This window comes from Pseudooceanicola aquaeponti, from assembly GCF_050897975.1.
Classification (GTDB): Bacteria; Pseudomonadota; Alphaproteobacteria; order Rhodobacterales; family Rhodobacteraceae; genus Pseudooceanicola.
Map to the genome: position 1 here is coordinate 289,087 of NZ_JBPAXY010000002.1, position 22,631 is coordinate 311,717.

Annotated in this window: 20 protein-coding genes; 14 read left to right on the forward strand and 6 right to left on the reverse strand. The window is 68.5% G+C overall.

The annotated features are described in order from the left end of the window. Positions 1-176: 176 nt before the first annotated feature. Together ACRARE_RS05005 and ACRARE_RS05010 are read right to left on the reverse strand one after the other, a co-directional pair. Positions 177-536, reverse strand: coding sequence for a flagellar biosynthesis protein FlgN (locus ACRARE_RS05005; protein WP_432655308.1), 360 nt, complete (start codon positions 534-536; stop codon positions 177-179). Beyond that, positions 533-730 (reverse strand): rod-binding protein, encoded by a 198-nt coding sequence (locus tag ACRARE_RS05010; protein ID WP_432655309.1) that lies wholly within the window; start codon positions 728-730, stop codon positions 533-535. Before ACRARE_RS05010 ends, ACRARE_RS05005 begins: the two co-directional genes overlap by 4 nt. A 2,283-nt stretch (positions 731-3,013) precedes the next feature. On the opposite strand from ACRARE_RS05010, the gene ACRARE_RS05015 reads away from it, so the two are divergent. From ACRARE_RS05015 to ACRARE_RS05025, 3 genes are all read left to right on the forward strand, one after another. Next, the gene (locus tag ACRARE_RS05015) at positions 3,014-3,637 is read left to right on the forward strand and encodes a flagellar hook-length control protein FliK (protein ID WP_432655310.1); all 624 of its coding nucleotides are present in this window, start codon (positions 3,014-3,016) and stop codon (positions 3,635-3,637) included. A gap of 33 nt (positions 3,638-3,670) precedes the next feature. Beyond that, positions 3,671-4,342 carry a flagellar hook capping FlgD N-terminal domain-containing protein gene (locus ACRARE_RS05020; protein WP_432655311.1) on the forward strand — a complete coding sequence of 224 codons (672 nt, stop codon included), beginning with the start codon at positions 3,671-3,673 and terminating at the stop codon, positions 4,340-4,342. A gap of 94 nt (positions 4,343-4,436) precedes the next feature. After that, positions 4,437-5,369, forward strand: a complete 933-nt coding sequence (locus ACRARE_RS05025; RefSeq protein WP_432655312.1) for a phosphotransferase family protein — start codon at positions 4,437-4,439, stop codon at positions 5,367-5,369. Between the two features lie 19 nt (positions 5,370-5,388). Here the strand turns inward: ACRARE_RS05025 and ubiB are convergent, their stop codons facing one another. Both ubiB and ubiE read right to left on the reverse strand, forming a co-directional pair. Beyond that, a complete protein-coding gene (gene ubiB / locus ACRARE_RS05030) occupies positions 5,389-6,921 on the reverse strand; it encodes a 2-polyprenylphenol 6-hydroxylase (RefSeq protein ID WP_432655313.1) in 1,533 nt (510 codons plus the stop codon). Positions 6,922-6,924: 3 nt separating this feature from the next. Beyond that, positions 6,925-7,665 carry a bifunctional demethylmenaquinone methyltransferase/2-methoxy-6-polyprenyl-1,4-benzoquinol methylase UbiE gene (gene ubiE / locus ACRARE_RS05035; protein ID WP_432655314.1) on the reverse strand — a complete coding sequence of 247 codons (741 nt, stop codon included), beginning with the start codon at positions 7,663-7,665 and terminating at the stop codon, positions 6,925-6,927. A 170-nt stretch (positions 7,666-7,835) separates the two neighbouring features. On the opposite strand from ubiE, the gene mutM reads away from it, so the two are divergent. Both mutM and ACRARE_RS05045 read left to right on the forward strand, forming a co-directional pair. Beyond that, positions 7,836-8,687, forward strand: a complete 852-nt coding sequence (gene mutM, locus ACRARE_RS05040) for a bifunctional DNA-formamidopyrimidine glycosylase/DNA-(apurinic or apyrimidinic site) lyase (protein ID WP_432655315.1) — start codon at positions 7,836-7,838, stop codon at positions 8,685-8,687. A gap of 66 nt (positions 8,688-8,753) precedes the next feature. Continuing rightward, the gene (locus ACRARE_RS05045; RefSeq protein ID WP_432655316.1) at positions 8,754-9,530 is read left to right on the forward strand and encodes an enoyl-CoA hydratase; all 777 of its coding nucleotides are present in this window, start codon (positions 8,754-8,756) and stop codon (positions 9,528-9,530) included. Positions 9,531-9,582: 52 nt separating this feature from the next. Here the strand turns inward: ACRARE_RS05045 and ACRARE_RS05050 are convergent, their stop codons facing one another. Beyond that, positions 9,583-10,704: an NAD(P)/FAD-dependent oxidoreductase gene (locus tag ACRARE_RS05050; protein ID WP_432655317.1), complete on the reverse strand. Its 1,122-nt coding sequence runs from the start codon at positions 10,702-10,704 to the stop codon at positions 9,583-9,585. A gap of 436 nt (positions 10,705-11,140) precedes the next feature. Between ACRARE_RS05050 and rpsT the strand changes: the two genes are divergently transcribed. From rpsT to ACRARE_RS05065, 3 genes are all read left to right on the forward strand, one after another. Further along, positions 11,141-11,404 (forward strand): 30S ribosomal protein S20, encoded by a 264-nt coding sequence (gene rpsT / locus ACRARE_RS05055; protein WP_432655318.1) that lies wholly within the window; start codon positions 11,141-11,143, stop codon positions 11,402-11,404. Positions 11,405-11,946: 542 nt separating this feature from the next. Beyond that, positions 11,947-13,377 carry a chromosomal replication initiator protein DnaA gene (dnaA, locus tag ACRARE_RS05060; RefSeq protein ID WP_432655319.1) on the forward strand — a complete coding sequence of 477 codons (1,431 nt, stop codon included), beginning with the start codon at positions 11,947-11,949 and terminating at the stop codon, positions 13,375-13,377. Positions 13,378-13,612: 235 nt separating this feature from the next. Further along, positions 13,613-14,713, forward strand: a complete 1,101-nt coding sequence (locus tag ACRARE_RS05065) for an NAD(P)-dependent alcohol dehydrogenase (protein ID WP_432655320.1) — start codon at positions 13,613-13,615, stop codon at positions 14,711-14,713. A 66-nt stretch (positions 14,714-14,779) separates the two neighbouring features. Here the strand turns inward: ACRARE_RS05065 and ACRARE_RS05070 are convergent, their stop codons facing one another. Further along, entirely contained in the window at positions 14,780-15,487 is a 708-nt protein-coding gene (locus ACRARE_RS05070) for a hypothetical protein (protein WP_432655321.1), read from the reverse strand. Between the two features lie 455 nt (positions 15,488-15,942). Between ACRARE_RS05070 and dnaN the strand changes: the two genes are divergently transcribed. The 6 genes from dnaN (at position 15,943) to gyrB (ending at position 22,562) form a co-directional block, all read left to right on the forward strand. Beyond that, on the forward strand, positions 15,943-17,061 hold the full coding sequence (dnaN, locus tag ACRARE_RS05075; RefSeq protein WP_432655322.1) for a DNA polymerase III subunit beta: 1,119 nt from the start codon (positions 15,943-15,945) through the stop codon (positions 17,059-17,061). A 78-nt stretch (positions 17,062-17,139) separates the two neighbouring features. Further along, positions 17,140-18,252, forward strand: a complete 1,113-nt coding sequence (gene recF / locus ACRARE_RS05080; protein WP_432655323.1) for a DNA replication/repair protein RecF — start codon at positions 17,140-17,142, stop codon at positions 18,250-18,252. Continuing rightward, a complete protein-coding gene (locus ACRARE_RS05085) occupies positions 18,249-18,683 on the forward strand; it encodes a VOC family protein (RefSeq protein WP_432655324.1) in 435 nt (144 codons plus the stop codon). Before recF ends, ACRARE_RS05085 begins: the two co-directional genes overlap by 4 nt. Further along, positions 18,680-19,300: a LysE family translocator gene (locus ACRARE_RS05090; protein ID WP_432655325.1), complete on the forward strand. Its 621-nt coding sequence runs from the start codon at positions 18,680-18,682 to the stop codon at positions 19,298-19,300. The genes ACRARE_RS05085 and ACRARE_RS05090 overlap by 4 nt, the downstream gene beginning before the upstream one ends. Positions 19,301-19,347: 47 nt before the next feature. Then, positions 19,348-19,953, forward strand: a complete 606-nt coding sequence (locus ACRARE_RS05095; protein WP_432655326.1) for a glutathione S-transferase family protein — start codon at positions 19,348-19,350, stop codon at positions 19,951-19,953. Between the two features lie 191 nt (positions 19,954-20,144). Beyond that, on the forward strand, positions 20,145-22,562 hold the full coding sequence (gene gyrB, locus ACRARE_RS05100) for a DNA topoisomerase (ATP-hydrolyzing) subunit B (protein WP_432655327.1): 2,418 nt from the start codon (positions 20,145-20,147) through the stop codon (positions 22,560-22,562). Positions 22,563-22,631: the final 69 nt, after the last annotated feature.

Here is a 22,631-nt window from a genome sequence, read left to right on the forward strand (position 1 = left end):
GGCACAATCGCCTCCACGTCCTAACAGAACCCTAACCGGGACCCGGGCCGTGCCGGGGATTTGAGATAAATCACCGCTTCTTTTTTCTGGTGTTTTGCCACGGTCTTGCGAGCTGTCGCCCGGCGCCTTGTGCCACCCCCCTCGGGCGGCGTCGAAGGGGGCCGGGCACACCGGGCTCAGGCGCGTTTTTCCAGTTTGTTATCATGCTGTTGCAGCAGCGCGGATTTGCGTCCGCTGCTGTCGTAGGTCTCCAGCGTGCTGCGAATCTTGCGCAGGGTCGAAAAGCGGTTGGCAACGGTGCGGATGCCACGCAGCGCGCCGTCCAGCAGCGCCTGATTGCGCTCGGCCTTGCCGCGCAGCGGATGCAACCGGTCGGGCGCCATGTCGTCCAGCGCGTTCAACCGGTCGATCAGCGCTTCCTTGGCGCCAAGCAGCGCGGGCAGCGCCTCCAGCCGGCCCTCGGTCAGCACCGCGCGCTCCTGGTCCAGCAGCGCGTCCAGCTCGTCGATCAGGCCTTGATGGGGGTCCTGGGTCATTTCGTCGTCTCCTTCGTCAGGGATTGGTAAAGGGTTTCCGCCAGGCCGATTCCCCCCGCAGCGACCATGGCGCGCGCCTGTTCCTCGCGCAGGAACGAGGCGAAGTGATCTTCCCCCGGGCCGCCGCCGAACCCCTCGGGCGTGCGACCCAACCCGGCGGATTTCAGCATTTCGGTCAGAAAGCTCGTCTCCATCTCGCGCGCGGCCTGCCACAGGGCGGGATCGCGCGGCGGAAGAGGGGGGCGTGCCGGACCACCCGCGGGCGGGGCGCCGGGGCGGGGGGCGAACAAGGGATCGGGCATGGGACAACCTCCAATTTGAGCGAGTTTCCGTGAAAATGACCCCCGAGCGGTAAAGATGCGGTAACCGCCATCGCGCCAGGATGGGGCCACGGAAGAAGTCCGGAGGTTGTCATGCCCGTTTCCCCCCTGCCCCCTGCCCTGACACTGGCCGCCCCGCCGCGCGGCGGCCCCGACTCGGTTGCGCCGTCCACCCGGTCCGGCGCCGGGGCAGAGCCTCCGTTCGATCAGGTTTACGCCCGCCTGACCCGCCCGCAGGGCGACGACGCCCACCCCGACGCGCGGTCCAACCCGCAGGCGGAGGCACGACCGGATCCCCGGGCCAGGGATGCGGCAGCGGAAACGCCGGAGCAGCCCGATCCGACCGCCGAGGGCGAGACCATGGATCAGGCACCGCCGCCGACCGAGGCTGCCCACAGCGCCCCGACGCCCCCCCAGACGGGGCTGGCGACACCTGACGCAGCGCCGCGTCCGGCGGGCGGCAAGGGGGATGACAGGCCCCTGCCACGGGCCGATTCGCAAGGCGCGAAGGCCGCACCCGGGGCCGCCCCGGGGTCCGCGCCCGCAGCGGCCCGCCGCCCCGAGGGCGCAGCAAACCCGGTCGCCAGCGCCGTCACGCCTGCCGCGCCCGCCACATCTTCTTGGTCGGAACAGCCCGCGACGATCCGCTCTGCCGCTGCCGAGGCCTCCGCCTTGCCCCGCCGCACAGCCAAGACGCCCGAACCGACCTCGGCCCCCATAGAACACCGTGCCGACCTGCCCCGCAGGGCCAGGCAACCGCGCGTCACACCCCCGGCTGCATCGCCCGCGGTACAGGAGGCGCCCCGCCCGACCCCCGCGCCCGTCGCCCCCGTCGCGCCCGAAACCAAAGCCACGGCCACCGTGCCAGGCTCCAGCGTCCCCACGTCCCCCGCCGTCACACCGGGCCAGGGCGCAACCGATCAACGCCCGCGCCCGACCCGCCCCGATCTTCCGACCCGCGCGCAGGGCAAATCCCCATCCGGTGCCAAAGCCTCGCCTGAGGTCCCCGCCAAGGCGGCGACCGTCGCCCCCCTCTCCCGGACACCCGCCGAGCCTCGCCCGGCGCCCCCTCAGCCCGCGCCCGCCCGCAGCGCGGACGATCCGGCACAACCGCAACGCTACACAGAAGCCCCGAGGCCCCGGGTCCAGGCCGTCGAAACGACCCCGCCCGACCGTGCCCAGACCCGCCCCCACGACACGGCCCCGCCGAGGCAAGCTGCGCCTTCCCGCACCACCGGAGGCCCCCTGCCCGCCGCCGTCACGGTTGCCGCGCCGAAACCAGCCGCACCTTCGGCCCCGGCAGAGCCCGCCCCGGTCGCCCGCGAGGGGGCTCCCGCTGCGATGGTCGCCAAATCCCCCCCCCCGAGCCGCGCGGAGGCGCCCCGCCCCCGGCTAGACCCTGCCCAAACCGCCGTGACCACCCCGCGCGAAGGCGTCCCGGCGCCACGCGAGGTCCTCCCGCTGTTCCAGAGGGTTGGGGGGGCCGGGACCAAACGCGCGCCCCTTGCGACTGTTGCACCGACCTCTTCGCCCCAGGACGAGTCACCGCGCCGGGCCGCGCCTGACGTGCCCATTGCCCCCGCAAAACGGACCCGCGCGGATCCCGCCACACCCCCGGCACCCCTTTTCCGCCGTGCGGACGCCCCCACACCTGCCGCGCCCGCGCCATCGCCGGGCCCCAACCCGGCACCGCCAGTCCTCACGCAGGCCAGCCCTGAAGGCGGCACATCGCGCATCCCCCTCCCCGCTGTGGCGTCGCCCAGCCCCAACCCGCGCGCCAAGGTCGCGTCGGACGCCCCCCCTGCGCCTGCTGTCGCGGGTCCCGCCACGCAGGACGCCGGCCCCATGCCTTTCCGCACGCAACGCCTGCCCGCCCCCGGCCAAGGTGGCGGGGCAACCGCGGGCACCGGTTCCACCCCGCCCCCCGGCCCGGCCCCGCAACCAGCCCCAAGCCCTGTTCCGCCCCCCGTCGCAAGCGTCGAGACGCGCGGCACCGCTGCCATCGCGCCCCCGCCCATCGCGCCCCCGCCCCTTGCGGCACAGGCCAGCCCGGTCTTTCGTCCCGCCCGGGCCGACCCGGCCCCGCTGCCCCGCACATCCCCCCGCACGGCGGCCAAGGCACCCGCGGCACCGATCCTGCCACCCCTGCGCAATGGCGTGGCGCGGCCCGCCGGCGTTGCCCAACCGCCCGCCTTTTCCCCGACCCCGCCCGACCCCGCCCTGCTGCAGGGGGCCGACCCCGACAGCCAGGCCAGTACCCCCGCCGCCGACGGTGGCCTGCCTACGGGCGAGGCGCCGCAAACAGCCAGCGAGGCGCTGCGCCTTTCGGCCACAGCGACCCGCCCCGACGCAACGCGCCCCCTTGCCCATCAGGTGGCCCAGCAGATCGCCCAGGCCACCAGCCGCGCCGCCCAGGCCCCGACAGAGCTGCACCTCGACCCCGAGGAACTGGGCCGCCTGACCCTGCGGCTCAGCACCGACGAGACCGCCGTCACCCTGCACCTGACCGCCGAACGGGCCGAAACCTCCGACCTGCTGCGCCGCCATATCGCCCTGCTGGAAGACAGCTATCGCGCCCTGGGCTACGAGCGGATCGAGATCATGCTGAATGGCCGCCACGCGGGCGGTGGCGCAGGCCAGGGCGGTGGCCAGGGCACCAGCTTGGGCCCCGACGCCTCCCTCCTGTCCGAGGCACCGCCCGAGGGGACCACCCCCGAGGCCCGTGGCCCGGAGCCTGCCGCGCCCAGACCGGGCACCGACCGGGTCGACCTGCGGCTTTGACCGCCTTCTTCACCGCCCAGCAAAGGGATCCCCATGGATACGATCACCAGCGTCCCCTCCGCCGCCGCCCCCACGACCAGCCCGACCGGCACGACGGAAACCGCCACCGCCATCTCTTCGGATTTCGAGACCTTCCTGAAGATGCTCTCGACCCAACTGCGCAATCAGGACCCGCTGGAGCCCGTGAAGTCCGAGGATTTCGCGGTGCAGCTGGCCACCTTTTCCGGGGTCGAACAGCAGGTGCTGACCAATACCCTGCTGGAAGAGCTGAGCGGGAGGCTGGCCGCCGCCTCGATCTCCGACCTGGCCTCCTGGGTCGGTCTCGAGGCGCGGTCGGCGGCCCCGGCGGCCTGGACGGGGGCGCCAATCGACATCTCGATCAACCCGCTGGCGGCCGCCGACCGCACGGTGCTGGTGGTACGCAACGCCGCGGGGGATGAGGTCTATCGCAACGAGGTTGCCGCCAGCGCCGACACGATCAGCTGGGACGGGCGCGGCAACGGTGGCCAGGCGCAGCCCCATGGCAACTACACCTTCGAGCTGGAGAATTACGCCGGAGAAGAGCTGCTGGCGGTGGACCGGCTGGAAAGCTACGCCCTGGTGACCGAGGCGCGGATGATCGACGGCGAAACCGTGCTGGTCACCGACGCGGGCGAACTGGTGCCCAGCGATCTGGTCTCGGGCCTGCGCCAGCCGCCGGCCTGAGCCCCACGAGGCGCGACCGAAGGGAGGGAGGCGCGCGCTTGCGCCGCCCGCGCCGGGCAGCCTAGGAAGGTCCGAGCCACCCTAAGGGACCGTGATGATCCACCCGCCCGACCTGCCCCGGCGCCTGCACGCGACGCTGGCCGCCCGCCTGCCCTCCGCGCCCCCGCCAGAGGCCTGGCAGCCGCTGACCGGCGGGCGCAGCAACCTGTGCTGGCGCCTGCCCGGACCCGGGGGCGAAGGTGCCGCTGCGGACGATCTGGTTTTGAAACTCTACCGCCCCGACCAGGGCAGCGCCCTTTTCCCCAATGATGCGGGCATCGAAGCGGCCACGCTGGCGGCGCTGCGCGGCCAGGATCTGGCGCCGGACCTGGTGGATCAATGGCAAGACCCGCTGGGCCCCTGCCTGCTCTATCGCCACCTGCCCGGCCCGACCTGGCGGCAGGATCCGGCGGCGGTGGCGCGGTTGTTGCGACGGCTGCATGACCTGCCCCCGAGCCGCGCGCCCGAGGCCCTGCGCCGCGTCCCCGACGGCCCGGCGGCCCTGCGCGCGGCGATCCTGGCGGCGCTGCCAGCGCAGCCCGCCCAGGACAGCGCCGAACAGGCAAGCTTGCGCGCCACGCTGCACCGGCTGCCCGACCCCGGCCCTCTGCCGCCCGCCCGGGCGGTCCTGCTGCATGGCGATCCGGTGCCCGGGAATATCGTCATGACCCCCGGGGGCGCGCGGCTGATCGACTGGCAATGCCCGGCCCTGGGCGATCCCGGCCATGACCTGGCGCTGTTCCTGTCGCCTGCGATGATGCGGATTTACCGAGGCCAGCCCCTGTCAGAGGCCGAGCGCAATGCGTTTCTGGCGGCCTATGGCGCACCGGACACCCGCGCCCGGCTGACCGCCCTGGCTCCGCTGCGGCACCTGTGGATCGCGGCCTATTGCCTGGCCCGCGCTCGGACCGCCGCGCCGCAGGAGGCCGCGCTGGACATCGCCGCCGCCCGGGACGAGCTGGCGGGGTTCGACCCAGTATCAGGCTGACGCCGCCAAGGCGAAGGGCCTAGCCCAGCCCGGCGCCCAGAAGCACCAGCACCGCCCCCAGGGCCAGACCCCCGGCGCCCCAGGCCAGGCGCGGCCAAAGCGGCGGGCGCGGTGGCTTCGGCGGACCCTGCAATTGCCGGGTCAGCACCTCGTCCACCAGGTCGGGCAGGCGCGGCCCGTAGCGGCCCAGCACCTTTACCGTGCGGCCAAGATCGGTCAGCATGGCGCGCGGGCCGATGCTTTTCTCGATATACTCCTGCACGATGGGTTTCGCCGTATCCCAGATGTTCACCTGCGGGTTCAGCGAGCGCGCCACCCCTTCGACCACCACCATGGTGCGTTGCAGCAAGATCAGCTCGGTCCGCGTCTCCATGCCGAAACGTTCGGTGACTTCAAAGAGATAGCTCAGCAGTCGCCCCATGGAGATACGGGTGGCATCCATGCCGAAGATCGGCTCGCCCACGGCGCGCAGGGCGCGGGCAAACTCGTCCACATCACGGTCGGCGGGCACATAGCCCGCTTCGAAATGCACCCGCGCCACGCGGTGGTAGTCGCGCTTGATGAAACCGTAGAGGATCTCGGCATAGACCCGGCGGGTGTATTCGTCGATATGGCCCATGATGCCGAAATCATAGGCCAGCAGGGTGCCATCGGCGGCCACCTTCAGGTTGCCGTGATGCATGTCGCCGTGGAAATAGCCGTCGCGCAGCGCATGTTTCAGGAACAGCGACAGCACCCGCTCGCCCAGCTCGGCGCGGTCGATGCCCGCCGCATCCATGGCCTCGGTATCGCCCAGGGGGATCCCCTCGACCCAGGACATGGTCATGACCCGGCGCCCCGAGTGGAACCAGTCGACGGCGGGCAGTTTGAAGCCCGCGTCACCCTCGGTATTGGCCGCGTATTCGCTGGCGGCGGCGGCTTCCAGGCGCAGATCCAGCTCGGCCCGGACCACGCCGTCGAAATGCTCGATCACGTCCGAGGGACGCAGGCGGCGGGAAAAGGGCGCCAGGGTCTCGATCATCCAGGCGGCGAAATAGAAGGCGTCCACATCCTTGTGGAAAGCGCGCTCGATGCCCGGGCGCAGGATCTTCACCGCCACTTCCTGGCCGGTCTCGGCCAGCCGCGCCTTGTGTACCTGGGCGATGGAGGCGGCGGCGATCGGTTCGCTGAAGTCGGAGAAGAGCTCTTCCGCCGAGTGGCCCAGTTCGGCCTCGACCGCGCGCATCGCCTCGGTGCGGCTGAAGGGGGGCAACTTGTCCTGAAGGACGCGCAGCTGCTGCGCCAGGTCTGGGCCCACCACATCGGGGCGGGTCGACAAGATCTGGCCGAACTTGATGTAGGCCGGGCCAAGCGCAGTCAGGGCGCCGGGCAGCGGCGGCTGGCTGGGGTCGCCCTTCAGGCCGAGGAACTGAAAGGGCCAGCCGATGACCCGGGCGGCCAGGCGCAGCAGCGGCGGGGCATCGTAGGCGTCGAGCAGCAGTTTCATCGCGCCCGAGCGTTCGAAGGTGGCGCCGGTGCGCACCAGCCGCCAGATGTTATGGGGTCCGCGCATGGGTCAGAGTTTCCAGCCGGAGTGCAGGCAGGCGATGCCCAGCGACAGGTTGCGATATTTTGCGTTGTCGAACCCGGCCTTGCGCACCATCCCCAGGAAGGTTTCCTGATCGGGGAACTTGCGGATCGATTCCACCAGGTACTGATAGCTGTCGCGGTCGCCCGCGATCATCTGGCCCATGGGGGGAATGCAGTTGAAGCTGTAGCGGTCATAGGCCCATTGCAGCGCCGGAGTGGGGATCTGGCTGAACTCCAGCACCATCAGGCGGCCGCCAGGGCGCAGCACGCGGTAGGCCTCATTCAGGGCCTCCTGCGGGCGGGTGACGTTCCGGATGCCGAAGCTGATCGTGTAGACGTCAAAGGTATTGTCCTCGAAGGGCAGCGCCATGGCGTCGCCCACCACCCAGTCCAGGCTGTCGGCCATCGAGGCCGCCTCGGCGCGTTTGCGCCCCTCGATCAGCATCGGTTCGGTCAGGTCCAGCACCGTGGCATGGCCCGAACCGGCGCGTTTGAGGAAACGGAAGGAGATGTCGCCGGTGCCACCGGCCACATCCAGCAGGCGCTGGCCCGGGCGCGGCGCCAGCCAGTCCATCATCGCATCCTTCCAGATGCGGTGGATGCCCAGCGACATGGCATCGTTCATCACGTCGTATTTCGACGCCACCGAGCCGAAGACGCCCTGCACACGGCCGGCCTTCTCGGATTCCGGGATCTCGGTAAAGCCAAAATGGGTGGTCTTTTCCATCGTCGCGTCCTGCCTTATCTGTCTGTCTCTCCTTATAGGGCGAAGGGGGGCCGCTGCAATGCGACCCGCGCGCATGTGAGAACGGGGGAAGGGGGCCTTGCCCCCTCTTGAGCCCCGGGGGCTCAATTCGCCCCCGCGGATATTTGACGGCCAGAAAATGGGAGGGGGTCATGCCCGAATTGCCAGAGGTAGAGACGGTCCGGGCGGGGCTGGCGCCTGCCATGGAGGGGGCGGTGATCACCCGCGCGGCGGTGAACCGGCCCGATCTGCGCTGGCCCTTCCCTGAAGGCATGGCGGCACGGCTGACCGGGCAGCGGGTGCTGCGCCTGCGGCGGCGGTCGAAATACATCCTGGCGGATCTGTCTGGGGGCGAAAGTCTGCTGATCCATCTAGGGATGTCGGGGCGGATGACCGTTTCGGGCGATCCGCTGGGCCGCTTCGTGCATGACCATCCGGCGGCGCAGAAACATGATCATGTGGTGCTGGACATGTCGAACGGCGCGCGCATCACCTTCAACGATCCGCGCCGCTTTGGCGCCATGGACCTGCTGCCGACGGAGGGGGCCGAGGCGCACCCCCTGCTGGCCGGGCTGGGGCCAGAACCCCTGGGCAACCAGTTCGACGGCGCCTATCTGGCCGCCCGGCTGAAACCCAGGCGCAGCCCGATCAAGACCGCCCTGCTGGACCAGAAGGTGGTGGCGGGGCTGGGCAATATCTATGTCTGCGAAACCCTCTATCGCGCCCGCCTGTCGCCCGCGCGCCGCTGTGACCGGATTGCCACGGACCGTCTGGCCGCCCTGGTGCCGATCATCCGCGACGTTCTGACCGAAGCCATCGCCGCGGGCGGCTCTTCCCTGCGCGATTTCCGCCAGGCCGACGGCGAATTGGGCTATTTCCAGCACAGTTTCGACGTCTACGGGCGCGAGGGCGCCCCCTGTCGCACCCCCGGCTGCGAGGCCTCGATTCGTCGCCTGGTGCAATCGGGGCGGTCCAGCTTCTACTGCCCGCAATGCCAAAGATAGCTTGATCCACAGGGACAACCTGATAGGGAATCGACCCTACATCTCAGCAACAGGGACACTCACCCCATGGCTTACGAGACGATCATCGTCGAGATCGAAGACCACATCGCGCTGGTGAAACTGAACCGGCCGGATGCGATGAACGCGCTGAACGACGTGCTTCTGGGCGAGCTGGCCTCGGCGCTGAAGGCGGCGCAGAAGGACCCGAAGGTCCGCTGCATCGTGCTGACCGGCAGCGAAAAGTTCTTTGCCGCAGGCGCCGACATCAAGATGATGGCCGAGAAAAGCTTCGTCGATGTCTTTTCCGAAGACCTGTTCTCGGAGGCGACGGCCACGATTACCCGTGTGCGCAAGCCGATCATCGCGGCGGTGTCGGGCTATGCCCTGGGCGGCGGCTGCGAACTGGCGATGATGTGCGATTTCATCATCGCGGGCGACAACGCCAAGTTCGGCCAGCCCGAGATCAACCTGGGCGTCATGGCGGGCATCGGCGGCAGCCAGCGCCTGACCCGCGCCGTGGGCAAGGCCAAGGCGATGGACATGAACCTGACGGGCCGTTTCATGGATGCCGAAGAGGCAGAGCGCGCGGGCCTGGTGTCGCGCGTGGTGCCCTGCAAGAAGTTGCAAGAAACCGCCATGGCCGCCGCGGCCAAGATCGCCGAGAAAAGCATGATTTCGGTCATGGCGGTGAAAGAGGCGGTGAACCGCGCCGAGGAAACCACCCTGGCCGAGGGGCTGCTGTTCGAAAAGCGGCTGTTCCATTCGATGTTCGCCACCGAAGACCAGAAGGAAGGCATGACCGCCTTCCTGGAAAAGCGCGAACCGCAGTTCCGCGACCGCTAAGCGCCAGGGCGGGCGGCCCGGCGCCGCCCCCTGACCCGGCCAGGCACCCAGCCTAGGTCACGCCCAGACGGCCCGGCGACAGCTGCGCGGCCAGATCGGCCTCGGCCTCCTCCGTCCGGCCCAGGATCTGCGCCACCGCCAGGTCCGCCAGGGCGGGCGAGGTCTGGATCCCCGTCGCCCCCTGCCCCGCCAGCCAGAAAAACCCCGGCGCGTCGGGCGCCCAGCCACAGACCGGCAGGCGGTCGGGCACATAGCAGCGCAGCCCGGCCCAGACCCGCGTCACCTGCGCCACCTCGATGTCGAAACAGGCCGCGATCCGGTCCAGGCACAGGGCCACGTCCAGATCCTCGGGTTCGGCCTGGCAATCGGGCACCAGGATCTCGTCGGCAGGCGAGGCCAGCAGGCGGCCCTGATCCGGCTTCAGGTAGAAATGCAGATCCGCGTCGACCACCATTGGCAGGTCGGCCAGCGTCACCCCCCCGGCCAGCTGCAATTGCAGCACGGTGCGGCGCCAGGGGCGCAACCCGATCGGCACGATCCCGGCCAGCCGCGCCATCTTGTCGGCCCAGGCCCCGGCGGCATTGACCAGCACCGGCGCTGCGAAGGGGCCCGCGCCGCTGTCCACCCGCCACAGCCCGCCCGAGCGGCGCAGCCCGGTGACCGGCGCGGCACAAAGCAGCGCCCCGCCCGCCGCGGCCAGGCGGCGGCGGTGCAACTCCATCAGCAGGGGCACGTCCAGATCCCGAACCCGAGGGTCGAACAGGCCGCATTCGGCATAGCCCGGACGCAGCACCGGCACCTGGCTCCGCAGTTCGTCCGCATCCAGACAGCGCAGCGGGGCATCCGACGGGGCAAGCCCCCTGAGGTGGCGCAGATGGTCGGCCTGATCGAGCCGGGCCAGCATCAGCAACCCGCGCGGGCAAGTCAGGGGCTGGGCGTCAATCTCGGCGTGATCGGCCTCGAAGAAGGGCTGCGAGCGCGCGGTCAGGTCCCGCAACAGCGCCTCGGCGTGCAGCGGCCGCAACAGCGAAACGGCGCGCGCCGTCGCCTGGCGCCCGGGCCGGGGCTCACGCTCCAGCACGGCGACGCGCTGCCCGGCGCAGGCCAGGGCAGAGGCCACGGACATCCCCGCGATGCCGGCCCCGATGACAAGTGCATCGTAATCCTGTGTCATGTCCCATCGTCCCAGACGGCCGGTCCCACCCCGGCTGCCCGGCCCAGCTCTGTGAAGCCGACAGGAACGGCCAGAAAGTGTTAACGAATGGTTAACGCATCTCGCCCCGCCGCCCGGCTGGCAGGAGTCGCGCGCCCGCCCGGCGCTGCGCGGGACAAGGCCCGGCCCGGAGGCGGGCCTGTCACGGGGCTGTTGACTCCGCCCGCCGCTGGCCTTATTGCCCGGACCTCAGAACAGACCGCACCGTTGCGCGGTCGCGTCTGCATTGTCGTGAGGCCGCATTGTGCCGGAGAACGCGAAGGAGCTTCCTTCGCAGCCTGCCACGGGAATGTAGTCGTTTGGCAGGTTTTTTATGTCCGCGCCCGGCGCCGGACAGACCCAGCCAGACGGGCGGCCCCCGTGACGGATCCGAAACAGAAAAGAAAGATCCAGACCCATGGCCAACTCGCCCCAGTCGAAAAAACGCGCCCGCCAGATCGAATCCCGCACCGAGGTGAACAAAGCGCGCCGTTCGCGTATCCGCACCTACCTGCGCAAAGTCGAAGAGGCGATCGCCTCGGGCGACAAGGACGCCGCCGCTGCCGCCCTGCGCGCCGCTCAGCCCGAGCTGATGCGTGGCGTCACCAAAGGCGTGTTCCACAAGAACACCGCATCGCGCAAAATTTCGCGCCTCTCCTCGCGGGTCAAGGCCCTGGGCTGAGGCCCGCAGACCCCGTTTTCGGGGTAAGCGACTGACGACAAAGGGCGCAGCTTCGGCTGCGCCTTTTTCTTTGGCGACCCGTCCGGAATAACAGGTATTGGGTCAATACGGACCCGCGTCGGCATTGCGGCAACAGGGGTCCGATTCCTTTTCCACAGGCTGTGAGTCAAGCGCGTTGTGCTGTTGCGGCTGTCGCGACGAAATTGATAGCTTCAGCCTTGCGAGTCATACATCGCCTTGGGGGGGACATTGCGGTCCCGAACTAGGGTCTGCTGACTGACAATGGTCCGGGACAATGCTGCCCCGCGACGTCCCGATTGTCGGTCATGTCCAGGTCATAACGCCAGGCACGCCTGACGCTGCAAGGGTCCTCTCTTGCAGCCCGGGATGCGTCCAGCATTGCCAGCCGACTGGATCGGCAACCGTTTCGTTTAGGCCACGAAACGGACAGGCACCCTTTCCCCCCAGGCACGGCATGGCCGCCGCGCTCCGGACCGGCCGGAGACGCGCGGATTGAGGTACAAGTGGGGTAAAAGGACAAGATGGTGACGACGAGCTGGGGCGAGCTGAAGCAAACGCTGCGGGCATCCGTGAACGAACACAACTATACCAACTGGATTGCACCGCTCGAGCTGCTGTCGCTGCGCGAAGGCGTGGCGACCATGGCCGCGCCCTCGGGCTATGTGGGTACCTATGTGCAGCGCCATTTCGAGGATGACATCCTGCGCGCCCTGACCGCCATCGACCCCGCCGTGCGCCGCATCGACTTTACCGTCACGCCCCGCGCCGCCCGCGAAGAGGCCCCCACCGAGGCCAGCCCGGCCGCCGCGGCCCCCCATGCCGAGGTCGGCGCCGACACCCTGACCCCGGGCGTCACCCGCTCTGCGCCCCGCACCCCCAGCTCCGAGGCGCTGTCGATGCAGGACCGGATGCTGCAACCCGCGCCACTGGATCCCCATTACACCTTCGACAGCTTCGTCGTCGGCAAGCCCAACGAACTGGCCCATGCCGCCGCCCGCCGCGTCGCCCAGGGCGGTGAGGTCGAATTCAACCCGCTGTTCCTTTATGGGGGCGTCGGCCTAGGCAAGACCCACCTGATGCACGCCATCGCCCATGAGCTGAAGGCCAGCCAGCCGCATCTGAACGTGGTCTACCTGTCGGCGGAACAGTTCATGTACCGCTTTGTCCAGGCCCTGCGCGACAAGCGCATGATGGATTTCAAGTCGCTGTTCCGCACCGTCGACGTTCTGATGGTCGATGACGTGCAGTTCATCGCCGGCAAGGATTCGACCCAGGAAGAGTTCTTCCACACCTTCAACGCCCTGGTGGATCACAACAAGCAGATCATCATCTCGGGCGATTGCGCCCCCAACGAGATCAAGAACCTGCCGCCCCGCATCTCGTCGCGCCTGGCCTCTGGCCTGGTGGTCGACCTGCACCCCACCGATTACGAGCTGCGCCTGGGCATCCTGCAATCCAAGGTCGCCAGCTTCCGCCTGAAGCACCCCGAACTGGAGGTGGCCGATGGCGTGCTGGAGTTCCTGGCGCATCGCATCTCGACCAACGTGCGGGTGCTGGAAGGGGCGCTGACGCGTCTCTTCGCCTTCGCCTCTCTGGTCGGGCGCGAGATCACCCTGGAGCTGACCCAGGACTGTCTGTCGGACGTGCTGCGCGCCTCGGAACGCAAGATCACCATCGAAGAGATCCAGCGCCGCGTGGCCGAGCATTACAACATCCGTCTGTCGGACATGATCGGCCCCAAACGCGTGCGCAGCTTCGCCCGGCCCCGGCAGATCGCCATGTATCTGTGCAAGAAGCTCACCTCGCGCTCGCTGCCCGAAATCGGCCGCCGCTTTGGCGGGCGCGACCACACCACGGTCATGCACGGGGTGAAGCGCATCGAGGAACTGATGCAGCAGGACGCGCAGATCGCCGACGATCTGGAACTGCTGCGCCGCGCGCTGGAGGCCTAGGGGGCGCAGGGGCTTTGCCCCCCTTGAGCGCGCCGCGCTCAATTCCCCCCAGAGTATTTCCGGCTGTCGGATAAAAGCAGGGGCGCCTTCGGGCGTCCCTTTTTGTTTGGCCAGGGCGCCCCCTGCCCCGATCGGCCGCGCATTGCCGCACAGCGGCCTTCGCAGCATCATGTATAGACTTGGAAAAGCCCCTGTGATCCCAATGGACCTGGCCTCTGCCAGAAGGAGAATTTCCATGAAGATTTCAGCCGCCGTCGCCCGCGCGTTCAACGCCCCCCTCAGTATCGAGGAGGTCGAGCTGGACGAGATCCGCGATGACGAGATCCTGGTGCGCCTGGTGGCCACCGGCGTCTGCCACACCGATGCCGCCGTGATCGAGGGCCTGATGGGCACCGAACTGCCCGTGGTCCTGGGCCATGAGGGCGCCGGGGTGGTCGAGAAGGTGGGCCGCGCCGTGACCAAGGTCGCCCCGGGCGATCACGTGGTGATGACCGTCGACAGCTGCGGCCACTGCCCGGCCTGCATGGAACACGACATCACCTATTGCCATAACTCCTACCCGATGAACTTCATGGCGCAGCGCCCCGATGGCACCCGCGGCATCTCGAAGGACGGCGAGCGCATCGGCTCGATGTTCTTCGGCCAAAGCTCTTACGCGACCCATTCGGTCTGCCACGAGGCGAACTGCGTGAAGGTGCCGAAGGACGTCGAGCTGGAGAAGCTGGGGCCCCTGGGCTGCGGCATCCAGACCGGCGCGGGCACGGTGATGAACGCCCTGGCGGTCAAGCCGGGCAAGTCCATCGTGATCTTCGGCGCGGGCGGCGTGGGCCTGGCCGGTGTCATGGGCGCCGTGGTGCAGGGGGCGACGACCATCATCGTGGTCGACATGGTCGACAGCCGCCTGGAACTGGCGAAGGAGCTGGGCGCGACCCATACCTTCAACGCCAAGACCGACGATGTCAGCGAAGAGATCATGAAGCTGACCGGCTACGGCGTGAACTATGCCTTCGACACCACCGGCAATGCCAAGGTGATCCGCCAGGCGGTCGAGCTGCTGGCGCCCAAGGGCACCTGCGCCATCGTCGGCGCCTCCTCCCCCGAGGCCGAGCTGGCGCTGAACGAGACCCATTTCATGTCCGGCGGCCGCCGCCTGATGGGCGTGGTCGAGGGCGAGGCCAACCCCGATATCTTCATCCCGACGATGATTGCCCTGTGGCAGCAGGGGCGGTTCCCCTTCGACAAGCTGATCACCTTCTACCCCTTCGAGGAGATCAACGAAGCCTTCGCCGCCTCGGCCCGCGGCGAGGCGATCAAGCCGATCCTGCGCTTCGCGTAAGCCGTGCAGGCGAAGAGGGAAAGGGCGGCCTTCGGGCCGCCCTTTTGCGTTGCGCGAAGTGTCGGATCACTCTGTCTGAAGGCTGACGCGGTGGTTGCGCCAGTCCCGGGCGAAGGCGGCGGCGCGCTGTCGAATTTCCTCGTCGGGGTTCAGGATGAAGAAGGTCCGACAGGACCAGGCATTTGCCCGCACCGCCAAGGCGCCGGACCCGAACTGTTCCAGCCAATGGCTGACCTCGGCGGTGTGCCCGCCCTTGCGGCGCGTATTGTGGTGATAGATCACCGCCACACGCCCCTCGGCCAGGCTTCGGGCTTCTTCCAGCGGAATGCTCTTGCCGAAGGTCTTCACCCGCCGCCGGTTCGGGTCGTCATCCACCAGGCCATTGTCGGGATCGGCGAAAACGATCTCCTGCCCCGCCATGTCGCCCAGCACCCCCTGGAACCAGCCCGACCGCCAGCCGGGACGGTCCGCACTCGCAATGTCGGAGGTGTCCAGCGGATGCCGGTGCGAGGCCTCTGCCGCGATCGCCTCTCGTTCCAGCGCCGCAATCGACCGACCGACCGAGACCACCTGCCCGAGCGCGTCAAAAAGGGCCGGATCCAGAGCGCGCCAGACCTCGGGCCGGTCGAGATAGGCGGTGTGATTGCCATCCGCGTTGTGCCCCTCATCGGGGTAGCGATACCAGGCAAGCCCCAATGTCCGCCCCTCGGCCAACCGACGCAGCAACGCCAGCTTCACATAGTCCCCGATATCCCCGGCATATCTGTCCTGCACGGCTCTGTCCCCTTCTCCCGATACGGCGAAGTCGTTAGCACGTTACGCCCTTCCGCGTCAGCTCGTCGTGACGCACCCCTGGGCGCGCAGACGATAGCCAGGAACATTTCAGGTCTACTCCCCGCCCATCCCGCGATGATTCGATCCTGTGTCGCACCGCTGCGGGGACGCGGCGCCACAGGCCAGTCAGCGCCACGCAGGCGCGGACCAACGGGGCGAAGATGCCCCGGCGACAGGGTTGGCAGAAGGCTCGCCCGGTTGTCGGCGTGGGCATTTTCCGAGGCCAACGTTGCATGTATGCCTTCTCCCGGGCTTATCCTCGGCCTTATCCCCGGGCATTCACTTGACCTCTTTCCCCACAAGCCTGAAAACGAGGAAAAACCGTTGTACTGCCAGCAGAAACGGGTAGCTTATCGGTCCCGGGGCGTGCCCGGGCCAGGACAGGGAAAGAGGCCATGAAATTCAGCATCGAACGTGCCGCGCTTCTGAAGGCCGTCGCCCAGGCGCAATCCGTCGTCGAGCGGCGCAACACCATCCCGATCCTGGCCAACGTGCTGATCGAGGCCGACGGCAACGACGTGATGTTCCGCGCCACCGACCTGGATATCGAGGTGGTCGACAAGGCCCCGGCCATGGTCGAACGCGGCGGCGCCACCACCGTGTCTGCCGTGACCCTGCACGAGATCGTCCGCAAGCTGCCCGATGGGGCCATGGTAACCCTGTCCGATGACGGCACCGCCGGCCGCCTGTCGGTCGAGGCGGGCCGGTCGAGCTTCAACCTGGCCACCCTGCCGAAAGAGGACTTCCCGGTGATGGCCTCGTCGGAATACACCTCGAATTTCTCGGCCCCCGCGCCGACGCTGCGGCGGCTCTTCGACAAGTCGAAGTTCGCCATTTCGACCGAGGAAACCCGGTACTATCTGAACGGCGTCTACATGCATGTGGCCGAGGGCGAAGAGGGCCGGGTGCTGCGCTGCGTGGCCACCGATGGCCACCGCCTGGCCCGTATCGACGCCAAGCTGCCCGAGGGCGCCGAGGAGATGCCCGGCGTGATCGTGCCGCGCAAGACCGTGGGCGAGCTGCGCAAGCTTCTGGACGATGACGATATGGAAATCGCCGTCTCGGTCAGCGAGACCAAGGTGCGTTTCGCCACGCCGCAGATCACCCTGACCTCGAAGGTCATCGACGGCACCTTCCCCGACTATTCGCGGGTGATTCCCATGGGCAACACCCGCCGGCTGGAGGTCGACGCCTCTGAGTTCGCCAAGGCCGTGGACCGGGTTGCCACCGTCAGCTCGGAACGCTCGCGCGCGGTGAAGCTGTCGCTGGACGAGGACCGGCTGGTGCTGTCGGTCAACGCCCCCGACAGCGGCGCCGCCGAGGAAGAACTGGCCGTGGCCTATGCCGACGAGCGGCTGGAGATCGGCTTCAACGCCAAGTACCTGCTGGAGATCGCCAGCCAGGTGGACCGCGAGAACGCCGTCTTCATGTTCAACTCGTCCGGCGATCCGACGCTGATGCGCGAGGGCAATGATACCTCTGCCGTCTACGTCGTGATGCCGATGCGTGTGTAACGCCTCTGGGGATCGCGCCCCGGCGCGATTGCCTTCGGCGAGAGTACTTTCAGCTTTCGGATGAAAGGGGTTTGGCCCATGGGACGGCTCTGTCTGACCCGGCTGGACCTGTCGCATTTCCGGTCCTGGCGGCGGGGGTCGATCCGCGCCGACGGGCGGCCCGTTGCCCTTTGGGGGCCGAACGGGGCGGGCAAGACCAATGTGCTGGAAGCGGTCTCGATGTTCTCGCCCGGGCGGGGGCTGCGCCGGGCCGCGGCCGAGGAGATGGTGCGCCGTCCCGAGGCCATCGGCTGGAAGCTGTCGGGGGTGCTGCGCAGCCTGCACCAGATGCATGAGATCGAGATCCAGCTGGAGCCCGGCCAGGGCCGCAGCCTGCGCATCGACGACAAGGCCGCCGCCCAGCTGGCGCTTGGCCGCATCGCGCGGGTGCTGTGGCTGGTGCCCGCGATGGACCGGCTGTGGATCGAGGCGGCCGAGGGGCGGCGGCGGTTCCTGGACCGGATGGTGCTATCGTTCTTTCCCACCCATGCGGATGCCTCGCTGACCTACGAAAAGGCCATGCGCGAGCGGAACCGCCTGTTGAAGGACATGGTGCGCGACGCCCATTGGTACGCCGCGCTGGAACGGCAGATGGCCGAGGCGGGCGAAGAGATCACCTCGAACCGGCTGCGCGCCCTGCACCTGGTGGCCGAGGCCACCGAGGAAGCCGAGACCGCCTTTCCCGCCCCCCAGCTGGCGCTGAGCCACCCTGAGGGCGAGATGGCGCAATCCGCCGCCGACCTGCTGGCCGGGTTCCAGGACAGCCGCCGCCGCGACATGGCTGCCGGGCGCACCCTGCTGGGGCCGCACCGGGTGGACATGGAGGCCTTCTGGGCGGTGAAGGGGATCCCGGCGCGGGATGCCTCGACCGGCGAGCAGAAGGCGCTACTGGTCAGCCTGATCCTGGCCAATGCCCGCGGCCTGGCGCGCGATTTCGGCGCCCCGCCGATCCTGCTGTTGGACGAGGTGGCGGCGCATCTGGACGCCGACCGGCGCGCCGCGCTTTATGACGAGATCTGCGCCCTGGGGGCCCAGGCCTGGATGACCGGCACCGGCCCGGAACTGTTTGAAGGTCTGGGCGATCGGGCGCAGTATCTGCAAGTGACGGAGGAGGCGGGCAGCAGCCACGCCGAGGAGAGGAGCGCGCCATGACGCCGCAACGGGTTTCCCTTATTACCCTGGGGGTCGAGGATCTTGATCGTGCCCGCACGTTCTACGAGGCCCTGGGATGGGCGCCGGCGCAGGTGACGCCGGGGATCGTCTTCTACCAGCTGGACGGCCAGGCCCTGGGCCTGTTTGGCCGCGCTGCCCTGGCCGAGGATCAGGGGCGGCCCGACACGCCGCTTGGCACCGGGGCCATGACCCTGGCGCAGAATTTTTCTGACAGGGCTGCGGTAGATGCGGCCTTTGCCCAGGCGCTGGCGGCAGGCGCCACGGCGCTGAAGGCGCCCGAAGAGGTCTTCTGGGGCGGCTATTCGGGCTATTATGCCGATCCTGACGGGCATGTCTGGGAAGTGGCGCATAACCCCTTCATCACCCTGGATCCCGACACCGGGCGCTTTACCCTGCCGGTCGCCTCATGACGATGTCGGCCTCTGACCTGGCGCTTTATGCCGGGGCGCTGTTCGTGCTGTTCCTGACGCCGGGGCCGGTCTGGCTGGCCATCGTGGCGCGCACCCTGTCGGGCGGGGCGCGCTCGGTCTGGCCCCTGGCCGTGGGCGTGGCCCTGGGCGACATGATCTGGCCGCTGGTGGCCATCCTGGGCCTGGGCTGGATCGAGGGGCAGGCGGGCAACCTGCTGTGGGTCGTGCGCCTTCTGGGGGCGGCGATGTTCGTCTGGATCGGCATCGGCATCCTGCGCCGAGCCGATGCGCGCATCACGGCGGACAGCCGGTTGACCCGCCCCGGGCGGCTGGCGGGCTTTCTGGCCGGGCTGGCGGCCATCGCGGGCAACCCCAAGGCGATCCTCTTTTACCTCGGCATCCTGCCCAGCTTCGTCGACATCGGCGCGGTGACCACCCCCGACATCGGCGCCATCCTTCTGGTGTCCATGGCCGTGCCCTTTACCGGCAACCTGATCTTCGCCGCCTTCGTCGACCGGGTGCGCCGGCTGATCGCCTCGGACCGGGGGATGAAGCGGACCAATATCGTGGCGGGCTGCCTGATGATCTGCGTCGGGCTGATCCTGCCCTTCACCTGAACCTACGGGGCGCCGATGCCCCTCACCCCCTACCGGAGGACTTGGCCATGATGACACTCTACTGGGCGCCGCAAAGCCGCGCCGGGCGGATGTTCTGGGCGCTGGAAGAGGTGGGCGCCACCTATGACGTGGCCCGGGTCGATTTCCGCGCCGAGCCGCCCCTCCACCCCGAGGGCTTCGCCCAGGCCTCGCCCCTGCGAAAGGTGCCCGCCCTGCGCGACGGCGCGCTGGAGATGGCCGACAGCGCGGCCATCGCCCTGTACTTGGCGGACCGCTATGCGCCGGGGCGGCTGGCCCCCGCGCTGGATCATCCCGACCGGGGCGCCTTCCTGACCTGGATGTTCTACACCCCTTCGGCGCTGGAACCCGCCATGGTCGAGAAGATGGCCGACCTGCCGCCGCACCCGCAGTCCTACGCCTGGGGCAATTTCGACCGCGCCCTTGGCGCCGTCGAGGCCCGGCTGGAGGGGCGCGACTGGCTGGTCGGAGAGGATTTCTCGATGGCCGACCTGATGGTTTCGGGGACGTTGCAGTTCATGCAGATCTTCGGGATGCTGACCCCCACGGCGCGTCAGGCCGCCTGGATGGAACGCTGCTTTGCCCGCCCCGCCTGCGCCGCGGGCCAGGCCCGAGAGGCCGCCCTGTCGGCCTGAACCCGAGCAAGCCCCGCCGCCCCCCGGGCGGGGGGCCAGGCGCTCCGGCCCCGCCCCCTGCGGGACCGTGTCGGGCGAGGCCGGTCACCCCCTTCGCTCTGCCGCCGATGCGGCCAAAAAAGCGTGTCATTCGCGTGACATTCCCCCTGTGAACCCGTAAATTGGCGACAAGAAATTCGAAGGGAAAACGCATGGCCGAGGCCGAGCAGCAGCAGCCGGAATACGACGCAGGATCCATCAAGGTTCTCAAGGGCTTGGACGCTGTCCGCAAGCGGCCCGGCATGTATATCGGCGACACCGACGACGGGTCCGGCCTGCACCACATGATCTACGAGGCCGTGGACAACGGCATCGACGAGGCCTTAGCGGGCCACGCCGACCATGTGGCGGTGATCATCCATGCCGACAACTCGGTCTCGGTGCGCGACAACGGCCGCGGCATTCCGGTCAACATCCACCCCGAGGAAGGCGTCTCGGCGGCCGAGGTCATCATGACCCAGCTGCACGCCGGCGGTAAGTTCGACCAGAACTCCTACAAGGTCTCGGGCGGTCTGCACGGGGTGGGCATCTCGGTGGTGAACGCCCTGTCCGACTGGCTGGAGCTGCGCATCTGGCGTGACGGCAAGGAACACTACGTCCGCTTCGAGCATTCCGAAACGGTGGCGCCCCTGAAAGTGGTGGGCGAGGCCGAGGGCCAGAAGGGCACCGAGGTCCGCTTCCTCAGCTCCACCCAGACCTTCTCGAACCTGGAATACAACTACGCCACCCTGGAAAAGCGTCTGCGCGAGCTGGCCTTCCTGAACTCTGGTGTGCGGATCATCCTAGAGGATCACCGCCCCGCCGAGCCGCTGAAGACCGAGCTGTTCTACGAAGGCGGGGTGAAGGAATTCGTCAAATACCTCGACCGCTCGAAGCAGTCGATGATGACCGACCCGATCTTCATCACCGGCGAGAAGGACGGCATCGGCGTCGAGGTGGCGATGTGGTGGAACGACAGCTACCACGAGACGGTGCTGCCCTTCACCAACAACATCCCGCAGCGCGACGGCGGCACCCACCTTGCGGGCTTCCGTGGGGCGCTGACCCGGACCCTGACGAAATACGCCCAGGAAAGCGGGATCGCCAAGCGCGAGAAGGTCAACTTTACCGGCGACGACGCCCGCGAGGGCCTGACCTGCGTGCTGTCGGTGAAAGTGCCCGATCCGAAATTCTCTAGCCAGACCAAGGACAAGCTGGTGTCGTCCGAGGTGCGACCGGTGGTCGAGACCCTGGTGGGCGAGAAGCTGTCGGAATGGTTCGAAGAGAACCCGAACGAGGCCAAGATGATCGTCGGCAAGATCGTCGAGGCGGCGCTGGCCCGTGAGGCCGCGCGCAAGGCGCGCGAGCTGACCCGGCGCAAGACGGCGATGGACGTGAACTTCCTCGCCGGCAAGCTGAAGGATTGCTCCTCGAAGGATCCGTCGGAAACCGAAGTCTTTCTGGTCGAGGGGGACTCGGCCGGGGGTTCGGCCCAGACCGGCCGCGACCGCCGCACCCAGGCCGTGCTGCCCCTGCGCGGCAAGATCCTGAACGTGGAACGCGCCCGCTTCGACCGGATGCTGGGCAGCCAGGAGATCGGCAACCTGGTGATGGCGCTTGGCACCGGCATTGGCCGGGACGAGTTCAACATTGACAAGCTGCGCTACCACAAGATCGTCATCATGACCGATGCCGACGTCGACGGCGCGCACATCCGCACCCTGCTGCTGACCTTCTTCTATCGCCAGATGCCCGAGCTGATCGAGGGCGGCTATCTCTACATCGCGCAGCCGCCGCTGTACAAAGCGTCGCGCGGCAAGTCCGAGGTCTATCTGAAGGACCAGGCGGCGATGGACGACTACCTGATCGAACAGGGCACCGACAGCACGCTGCTGCGCCTGGGCAATGGCTCGGAACTGGCCGGTGAGGACCTGAAACGCGTGGTGACCGAGGCGCGCCAGCTGAAACGCGTGCTGGACGCCTTCCCGACCCATTATCCCCGCCACATCCTGGAACAGGCCGCCGTCGCGGGGGCCTTCGTGCCCGGCGCGGTAGACCAGAACCTGCAAGGGGTGGCCGACAAGGTCGCCGCGCGGCTGGACCTGATCGCACTGGAATACGAGAAGGGCTGGCAGGGCCGCATCACCCAGGACCACGGCATCCGCCTGTCGCGCATCCTGCGCGGCGTGGAAGAGATGCGCACCCTGGACGGGCCGATGCTGCGCTCGGGCGAGGCGCGCAAGACCGGCACCTTCACCGCGTCGCTGCAAGAGATCTACAACGTGCCCTGCACCCTGGTCCGCAAGGACCGCAGCCAGGTCATCTATGGCCCGCTGGAACTGCTGCGCGCCATCCTGACCGAGGGCGAGAAGGGCCTGACCATCCAGCGCTACAAGGGTCTGGGCGAGATGAACCCCGACCAGCTGTGGGAAACCACCCTGGACCCCGACGCCCGGACCCTGCTGCGCGTCACCATCGACGACATGGCCGAGGCCGACGATCTGTTCACCAAACTGATGGGCGACGTGGTGGAACCGCGCCGCGAGTTCATCCAGCAGAACGCCCTGTCGGTCGAGAACCTGGACTTCTGACCCCGGCCCGGGCCGCGCGCCTGACCGGCCCCGAGACAGCAAAACCCCCGGCGGATCGCTCTGCCGGGG

Bases quoted from the DNA above. Each gene is read 5' to 3' on its own strand.
- ACRARE_RS05005 (WP_432655308.1), bottom strand. From the start codon at position 536: ATGACCCAGGACCCCCATCAAGGCCTGATCGACGAGCTGGACGCGCTG.
- ACRARE_RS05010 (WP_432655309.1), bottom strand. From the start codon at position 730: ATGGAGACGAGCTTTCTGACCGAAATGCTGAAATCCGCCGGGTTGGGT.
- ACRARE_RS05020 (WP_432655311.1), top strand. From the start codon at position 3,671: ATGGATACGATCACCAGCGTCCCCTCCGCCGCCGCCCCCACGACCAGC.
- ACRARE_RS05025 (WP_432655312.1), top strand. From the start codon at position 4,437: ATGATCCACCCGCCCGACCTGCCCCGGCGCCTGCACGCGACGCTGGCC.
- ubiB (WP_432655313.1), bottom strand. From the start codon at position 6,921: ATGCGCGGACCCCATAACATCTGGCGGCTGGTGCGCACCGGCGCCACC.
- ubiE (WP_432655314.1), bottom strand. From the start codon at position 7,665: ATGGAAAAGACCACCCATTTTGGCTTTACCGAGATCCCGGAATCCGAG.
- mutM (WP_432655315.1), top strand. From the start codon at position 7,836: ATGCCCGAATTGCCAGAGGTAGAGACGGTCCGGGCGGGGCTGGCGCCT.
- ACRARE_RS05045 (WP_432655316.1), top strand. From the start codon at position 8,754: ATGGCTTACGAGACGATCATCGTCGAGATCGAAGACCACATCGCGCTG.
- ACRARE_RS05050 (WP_432655317.1), bottom strand. From the start codon at position 10,704: ATGACACAGGATTACGATGCACTTGTCATCGGGGCCGGCATCGCGGGG.
- rpsT (WP_432655318.1), top strand. From the start codon at position 11,141: ATGGCCAACTCGCCCCAGTCGAAAAAACGCGCCCGCCAGATCGAATCC.
- dnaA (WP_432655319.1), top strand. From the start codon at position 11,947: ATGGTGACGACGAGCTGGGGCGAGCTGAAGCAAACGCTGCGGGCATCC.
- ACRARE_RS05065 (WP_432655320.1), top strand. From the start codon at position 13,613: ATGAAGATTTCAGCCGCCGTCGCCCGCGCGTTCAACGCCCCCCTCAGT.
- dnaN (WP_432655322.1), top strand. From the start codon at position 15,943: ATGAAATTCAGCATCGAACGTGCCGCGCTTCTGAAGGCCGTCGCCCAG.
- recF (WP_432655323.1), top strand. From the start codon at position 17,140: ATGGGACGGCTCTGTCTGACCCGGCTGGACCTGTCGCATTTCCGGTCC.
- ACRARE_RS05085 (WP_432655324.1), top strand. From the start codon at position 18,249: ATGACGCCGCAACGGGTTTCCCTTATTACCCTGGGGGTCGAGGATCTT.
- ACRARE_RS05090 (WP_432655325.1), top strand. From the start codon at position 18,680: ATGACGATGTCGGCCTCTGACCTGGCGCTTTATGCCGGGGCGCTGTTC.
- ACRARE_RS05095 (WP_432655326.1), top strand. From the start codon at position 19,348: ATGATGACACTCTACTGGGCGCCGCAAAGCCGCGCCGGGCGGATGTTC.
- gyrB (WP_432655327.1), top strand. From the start codon at position 20,145: ATGGCCGAGGCCGAGCAGCAGCAGCCGGAATACGACGCAGGATCCATC.